This is a genomic window from Lutibacter sp., assembly GCF_041562875.1.
Classification (GTDB): Bacteria; Bacteroidota; Bacteroidia; order Flavobacteriales; family Flavobacteriaceae; genus Lutibacter.
Map to the genome: position 1 here is coordinate 1 of NZ_JBFFOE010000126.1, position 6,061 is coordinate 6,061.

General features: G+C 30.8%; 6 protein-coding genes. 5 read left to right on the forward strand and 1 reads right to left on the reverse strand.

Annotated features, from left to right (window positions below; genetic code table 11):
- Window positions 1–57: 57 nt before the first annotated feature.
- Window positions 58–2,670 carry an alanine--tRNA ligase gene (gene alaS, locus ABY863_RS12305; protein ID WP_372795266.1) on the reverse strand — a complete coding sequence of 871 codons (2,613 nt, stop codon included), beginning with the start codon at window positions 2,668–2,670 and terminating at the stop codon, window positions 58–60.
- A 220-nt stretch (window positions 2,671–2,890) separates the two neighbouring features.
- On the opposite strand from alaS, the gene ABY863_RS12310 reads away from it, so the two are divergent.
- From ABY863_RS12310 to ABY863_RS12330, 5 genes are all read left to right on the forward strand, one after another.
- Complete coding sequence (locus ABY863_RS12310; protein ID WP_372795268.1) at window positions 2,891–3,862, forward strand: M23 family metallopeptidase; 972 nt, start codon at window positions 2,891–2,893, stop codon at window positions 3,860–3,862.
- Window positions 3,862–4,194, forward strand: a complete 333-nt coding sequence (locus ABY863_RS12315) for a MerR family transcriptional regulator (protein ID WP_372795270.1) — start codon at window positions 3,862–3,864, stop codon at window positions 4,192–4,194. Before ABY863_RS12310 ends, ABY863_RS12315 begins: the two co-directional genes overlap by 1 nt.
- A gap of 83 nt (window positions 4,195–4,277) precedes the next feature.
- Window positions 4,278–4,871, forward strand: a complete 594-nt coding sequence (locus ABY863_RS12320; RefSeq protein ID WP_372795272.1) for a LemA family protein — start codon at window positions 4,278–4,280, stop codon at window positions 4,869–4,871.
- 8 nt (window positions 4,872–4,879) lie between these two features.
- Window positions 4,880–5,317, forward strand: a complete 438-nt coding sequence (locus ABY863_RS12325) for a TPM domain-containing protein (protein WP_372795274.1) — start codon at window positions 4,880–4,882, stop codon at window positions 5,315–5,317.
- Window positions 5,298–6,061 (forward strand): YgcG family protein (locus ABY863_RS12330; protein WP_372795276.1); only part of this gene is annotated, 764 nt, incomplete at its 3' end. The genes ABY863_RS12325 and ABY863_RS12330, both read left to right, overlap by 20 nt.

Sequence of the window (6,061 nt, forward strand, 5' to 3'; positions counted from 1 at the left end):
AACAGTTTATGGGTAATTATTTTTAAACAATTAAATCCTTCCACAATTACACATTAATTATGCAATATATCTTTTACTTTCTTCTAACGCTTTTTCAATTCCTTCAGGATTTCTACCTCCAGCAGTTGCAAAATAAGGTTGACCGCCACCGCCACCGTGAATTAATTTTCCCAGTTCACGAACTACTTTACCCGCATCTAATTTCTTTTCTTCTACTAAGTTTTTAGCAATATAACAGGTTAAAAAAGCTTTTCCGTCAGATTCTGAACCAACTAATAAAAACAAATTATCTAGTTGATTCCCTAAATCAAAGGCTAAATCTTTAATGCTATTTTGATCTAAATCTATCTTTTTAGCTAAAAAATTAATACCATTTATATTCTCAACTTCATGAATTAAATCGCCTTTTAAATTTTTTGCTTTATCTTTTAATAAAGCTTCTAGTTGTTTTTTAAGTACCGTGTTTTCGTCTTGTAAATCAACAATTGCCTTTTGTGGATTGGCAGGATTTTTCAATAATTCTTTTATTTCTGAATATACTCTATTACTTTCGAAGTAAAATTCTTTAGTTGCATCATTAGTAATAGCTTCAATACGTCTAATACCAGCCGCAATTGCAGATTCTGAAGTAATTTTAAAATGCCAAATATCACTGGTGTTTTGTACGTGAATTCCACCACAAAGTTCTACAGAACTTCCAAATTGAATAGCACGAACCGTATCTCCGTATTTTTCACCAAATAAAGCCATGGCGCCTTTTTCAATAGCAGTTTCCATAGGAATATTTCTAAACTCTTCTAATGGAATTTTACTAGAAATTCGTGCATTTACATAATCTTCAACATCTCTTAACTCATCAGTTGTTAATTTGGTAAAATGAGAAAAATCAAAACGTAAACTTTTTGAATGTACTGATGAGCCTTTTTGTTCAACATGAGTTCCTAGTATTTCTCTTAACGCTTGATGTAAAAGATGTGTTGCAGTATGATTACAAGCAGTTCTATGACGTTGTTTTCCATCAACTACAACTTTAAAAATTTGTGTTGGGTCTTTTGGTAAACTTTTAGCAAAGTGAATAATTAAATTATTTTCTTTTTTAGTATCAACAATATAAATAACATTTCCATTGTTCACTTCAAGATAGCCTTTATCACCAACTTGTCCACCACCTTCAGCATAAAATGGCGTCATGTTAAAAACTAATTGGTATAAATCACCATCTTTTATAGAGGAAACTTTTCTGTAACGCGTTATTTTAATGTTAGCTTCAAGAGTGTCATAACCAATAAATTCTTCATCATCATCTTCATATAAAACTACCCAATCATCAGTTTCAACAACAGCTGCAGCTCTAGATCTGTTTTTTTGTTTTTCTAATTCAATCTTAAATTCTGTTTCATTTAGGGTCATTCCTTTTTCGGAAAGAATTAAGGCTGTTAAATCTATAGGGAACCCATAAGTGTCATATAATTCGAATGCTTTTTTTCCTGAAACTTCACTTCCTTTGGTGTTTTTAATAACACCGTCTAACAATACTAAACCTTGATCTAAAGCGCGTAAAAACGACAGCTCTTCTTCTTTAATTACATTAGTAACTAATTGATTTTGAGATTTTAACTCAGGAAAATATTCGCCCATTTGTTTTGTTAATGTAGCAACCAGTTTGTAAATAAAAGGTTCTTTTACATTTAAAAAAGTAAAACCATAACGAATAGCTCTTCTTAAAATTCGCCTAATTACATAACCTGCACCAGTATTTGAAGGTAATTGTCCATCAGCAATGGCAAAAGCTACTGCACGAACGTGATCTGAAATAACACGAATAGCAATATCAGTTTCTTCATTTTTACCATAATCATTGTTGGTAATTGCTTCAACTTCTCTAATTAAAGGTGTAAAAACATCTGTATCATAATTAGATTGTTTGTTTTGTAAAACCATGCACAAACGTTCAAATCCCATTCCTGTATCAACATGTTGAGCAGGTAATTTTTCTAAGGAACCATCAGCTTTACGGTTAAATTCCATAAATACTAAATTCCAAATTTCCACCACTTGAGGATGGTCCATATTTACCAAACTTTTACCTGAAACTTTAGCTTTTTCTTCAGCAGATCTAATATCTACATGAATTTCAGAACAAGGCCCACAAGGTCCTTGAGCACCCATTTCCCAAAAATTATCTTTTTTATTTCCATTAATAATTCGGTCTTCACTAATATACTGTTTCCAAAGGTCATAAGCTTCTTGGTCATAGTCTAAGGCATCTTCTTCAGCTCCTTCAAAAACAGTTACATATAAACAATCTTTATCAACTTTTAAAACATCCACCAATAATTCCCAAGCCCATGCAATGGCTTCTTTTTTAAAATAATCACCAAAACTCCAGTTTCCCAACATTTCAAACATAGTATGGTGGTAGGTATCTTTACCAACTTCTTCTAAATCGTTATGTTTTCCAGATACTCTTAAACATTTTTGTGTGTCGGCAACACGTTTGTCAATAGCATTTTTCTGGCCTAAAAAATATTCTTTAAAAGGTACCATTCCAGCATTGGTGAACATTAATGTTGGGTCATTCTTTAACACCATTGGAGAAGAAGGTACTATATTATGTTTTTTTGATTCAAAAAAATCTAAAAATTCTTGACGGATTTGTTGTGATTTCATTTGTGATATCTTAGTTTTTGTATGATCTAATTGTGCTAGTTAAAGTTTATATTATTGGTTAAAATAACATTGATTTTAACTGTTTTAATTGTTAATTATTTCCTAAATAAAATGCGTTTTACAACTTTTATAAAACATTTTGTAAATTTGTTAAAAATGCATCACAATATTAGCAAATATTATGGCGTTTTATGGTGCAAAAATAACATAATTTATATTTATGGCGAAGGTAAAATATTATTACGACCCTGATTCACTATCCTATCAAAAGATACAGGTTAAAAAGCGAGATACTTTTAAAAAGCTTTTGGTTACTATTGTAGGAGCTATTTTATTTATGTTTTTAGGTTTTTTAGTGTTTTCTCCTTTTTTTGAGTCTCCAAAAGAGAAAGAGATTAAGCGTCAACTAGAGTTTGTAAAATTAAATGAAGAATTACATAGTAAAAAAATTGTTCAGCTTGAGAAAATTTTAAGTGAAATTCAAGATAGAGATAATAATATTTACCGTTTATATTTTGAAGTAAATCCTATTCCTGAAGAACAACGAAGAGCTGGGTTTGGAGGTATAAATAGATATAAAGCATTGGAAGGTTTTGATAACTCTAAAATGGTTATTGATGTTACTAAAAATATGGATATATTATCTAAACAATTATATGTTCAATCTAAATCATTAGATGAAATTGTAAAATTGGCAGAGAATAAAGAAGGGTTGCTTGCGGCTATGCCAGCGATTCAGCCTGTTAAAAATGAAGATTTAACTAGGATGGCATCAGGTTATGGTTGGAGATCAGATCCATTTACCAAAGCGCGTAAAAAACATTGGGGTATGGATTTTACTTCTCCTGTAGGTACGCCAATTTATGCTTCTGGAGATGGAGTTGTTGAAAGAGCAGACCAAAATTCATCAGGTTATGGTAAGCATATTAGAATTGACCATGGTTTTGGGTTTATTTCTTTGTATGCACATATGAGTAAATACAATGTAAGAAAAGGGCAAAAAGTTAAAAGAGGTGATTTAATTGGTTTTGTTGGAAATACAGGACGTTCTCAGGGGCCTCATTTGCATTATGAAATTATAAAAAATGGTGTAAAAATAAACCCTATTGATTTTTACTATGGAAACTTAACTCCTGAAGAATTTGAAGCGATGCAAAAAGCAGCTCAAATAGAAGGACAATCACTAGATTAATGTTTATAGATTTACCAGAGAAAAGATATTATAAAATTGGTGAAGTGGCAAAGGCTTTTGGGCTAAATGCTTCACATATACGCTTTTGGGAAAAAGAATTTGATGTTTTAAAGCCTAAAAAAAATAATAAGGGAAATAGATTATTTACACAAGAAGATCTTAAAAATTTAAAGCTTATTTACCATTTAGTTAAAGAAAAAGGCTTCACACTAGAAGGTGCAAAAGGTAAAATGAAAGAAAGCCCTAAAAGTGTAAAAAATAATCATGAAATAATCACTCGTTTAGAGGCCATTAAGGAAGAATTGATTAAAATTAAAAGCCAGATTGACTGATAAATTTTCAGTATTAATTTGTAACAAAATTTAATATTGAACAACTAATAAAAGAGAATTATAAATAACTTAAAACTATACAAATGAAAAAGTGGTTAATTCCTGTAATAATTGTAGCTGTAATTGCATTTGCAATTTATAGAATGGCTGTTGGATTTTATAATACATCAGTTGATTTAGAAGAGAATGCAAAAACTTCATGGTCAAATGTTGAAAGTGCTTATCAACGTAGAGCAGATTTAATTCCAAATTTGGTTTCAACAGTGAAAGGTTATGCAGCACATGAAAAAGAAACATTGGAAGGTGTTATTAAAGCGCGAGCAGAAGCAACTAAAACGACCATTGACCCAACGAATATAACTCCAGAAAAAATGGCAGCTTTCCAAAAAGCACAAGATGGTTTAAGTGGAGCACTATCTAGATTGTTGGTTACTGTAGAGAGATATCCAGATTTAAAAGCAAATCAAAATTTCTTAGAGTTGCAAAGCCAGTTAGAAGGTACTGAAAACAGAATTAATGTAGAACGTAATCGTTTTAATACTGATGTGAATGTTTTTAGTAAACACATTAAAAAATTCCCAAATAATATTTTAAATAATTTTATTGGAAATTTTAAAGAAATGGCGCGTTTTCAAGCTGCAGAAGGTAGTGATGTAGCTCCAAAAGTTGAATTTTAATAAAGTCTATGTCTAAAATTGAAGATTTTTTAACAGCTTCTCAAGAGCAACGAATTATTGAGGCTATAAAAACTGCTGAAAAAAATACTTCAGGAGAGATAAGAGTTCATATAGAAAAAAATACAGAAAAACCTCCAATGGAAAGAGCTTTGGAGGTTTTTTATTTTTTAAAAATGGATACTACAAAGTTAAGAAATGGGGTATTGCTTTACATCGCTGTTGAAAGCAGAAAATTTGTTATTTTAGGTGATGAAGGCATCAACAATAAAGTGCCTAAAGATTTTTGGGAAACCGAAAAAGAATTTGTACTCTCTCATTTTGCTAAAGGTGAATTTGAAAAAGGAATTGAACAAACCATTATTAAAGTTGGAGAAAAATTGAAAGATTTTTTCCCTTATCAATCAAACGACACAAACGAATTATCGAATGAAATTTCTAAAGGATAGATCAAACTTTTTAAATATATTATTGTTGTTTTTATTGATAACGAGCAATGTATTTTCACAAAATATACCAAATAAACCTAGTTTTATCCCCGCGTTAATAGATAGTACAAATACATTAACTGCAAGTGAAAAATCAGCATTAGAAACAAAATTAATTCGCTATAGTGATTCTACTTCTACAGAATTATTTCTAATAATAATGCCTTCAACATTTGGTGAAAACATAAACCTTTACGCAACAGAACTTGGTCATAAATGGGAAATTGGTCAAAAAGGAAAAGATAATGGTGTTGTTATATTGTTAGCAAAAGATGATCGGAAAATAGCAATTCAAACAGGTTATGGAGTAGAACATTTGTTAACAGATGCTTTATCAAAAAGAATTATAGAAAATATCATTTTACCAGAATTTAAGAAAGGAGATTATTATGCAGGTCTTGATAAAGGAACCGATGTAATAATTGATATTTTAAGAGGAGAATATAAGGGTGAACCAAACAAAGGAAATAGTAAAGGAGGTTTTCCAATTCTACTAATTATTGTCATCATATTTTTTCTAATCATAATTTTTTCGAAAAAGAATAGAGGAGGAGGAAATAATAGAGGAAACAGAAAAGACAATGCAGTAGATATTTTAACAGCTATTCTTTTAAGTGGAGCCGGCCGTAGTTCTAGTGGCGGCTTTGGAGGAGGTTCAAGCAGTGGCGGCTTCGGTGGTTTTGGTGGCGGTGGCGGCTTCGGTGG